The organism is Aeromonas sobria (assembly GCF_050266975.1).
Classification (GTDB): Bacteria; Pseudomonadota; Gammaproteobacteria; order Enterobacterales; family Aeromonadaceae; genus Aeromonas; species Aeromonas sobria_B.
This window is the reverse complement of the sequence record NZ_JBKISU010000074.1, coordinates 1-1,382: the sequence shown is the minus strand read 5'-3', so window position 1 is coordinate 1,382 and position 1,382 is coordinate 1. Positions and strand designations below refer to the sequence as shown.

Sequence of the window (1,382 nt, the reverse complement as noted above, 5' to 3'; positions counted from 1 at the left end):
GGATAGCCAGTACCCGCAAATAGCGCGCTCCTGGCAGGGTAACTGGGATAATCTGATCACGCTGTTCGATTATCCCCCCGCCATCCGGAAGGTGATTTACACCACCAATGCCATTGAGTCGTTGAACCGCGTGCTGCGCAAAGCGATCAAGCAAAGGAAGCTCTTCCCAACCGATGAGTCGGCGCTAAAAGTGGCGTACCTTGCGATACAGCAGGCCTCCAAGAAATGGACCATGCCGATCCAGAATTGGAAGCCTGCCCTGAATCGCTTTATTATCGAGTTCGGAGATCGCCTGAACGGTCACCTGTAATGGCGTGGGCAGTTACACAGAATCATTTACAGGCTCAAGAAAAGGGGACGGCTCAGCCGTCCCCTTAAGTCGTGTCGTCCAGTCCATGAACTGCAAATGCTCCCTACATTCCCTGACTGTATCCAAATCCGTTGGATTTCCTCTTCTCGATCCTTCGAGGTGTCCTTGAGTCTTCCTGACCAGGCAACCGATCCTGATTGCCGCACTCTCTCCGTCCTGGAGGTGTCCGTTACCACATCCGGTGGTGTCCTTGCGTCATCCTGACAGATAGTCATCCCGACTACCTCATCTTCATCCTGAAGCTCGTCCTAGCCACATCCAGTGGCGTTTCCAAGTCGTCCAGACCTATAACCATCCGGGTTATGTCTCTCCGTCCTGGAGGTGTCCATAACCACGTCCTGTGGTGATCCTTGTCGTCCTGGTGGATGACCTCCTGGTCATCCAACCTCATCCCGAGGTGTCCTTTGACTAGTCCCTTATTCTTCTGGGCATGCATCCGTAGATGCCCGCGCCGTCCTTGTGAGATAGATAATAAGGGAACCAGGCAGGCTAACAAGAGGGTGAGGTGCGCGTCAGATTGCGAAAACGATTATATGAAATGGCGCTTTATCTATTTTATCGATGTGAATCAGTACTTTAGTTTGTTTCCGTTGAAACAGGACCGCTCGATGCGCGGCTTGGCGTACGGCATGAAGTAGCCGAATCCTACAGGGGGTATAGACGATCTCTCACAAGTGGAAAGAGGGGCATTTTTGGTTTCAAGAGGAACTTAACACTGGTTATAGATCATCAAATATTATTGAATCCTGCTGATGGTTATTTCAGCAGACGATATGGCTATGGTCGGGATGATCAGCAGGCCGAGATAGTCATAGCCAAGTAGAGGCGACCTTCTTGAGATCCTTGGATGCCCAGGATGAAAGCGCCGCTAGCTGTGTAAACCCGCCAGGTTGTTCACGGATTGAAGACGACTGATGGGGGGCTGGTAGCCCAGACTGGCATGAGGACGATGCCAGTTGTACTCATGCAGCCACGGTTGCAGGTGTTCTGCCCGTTGCTCTGACGAGTCATA

At 51.9% G+C, this 1,382-nt stretch carries 2 protein-coding genes; one reads left to right on the top strand and one right to left on the bottom strand.

Translation table 11 applies throughout. The features are described 5' to 3' along the window. A partial coding sequence (locus ACLHZ1_RS20455; RefSeq protein ID WP_427263522.1) for a transposase occupies window positions 1–310 on the top strand: 310 nt, incomplete at its 5' end. Between the two features lie 928 nt (window positions 311–1,238). Here the strand turns inward: ACLHZ1_RS20455 and ACLHZ1_RS20450 are convergent. After that, window positions 1,239–1,382, bottom strand: a 144-nt coding sequence (locus tag ACLHZ1_RS20450) for an integrase core domain-containing protein (protein WP_427263523.1), incomplete at its 5' end; no start/stop codon positions are given.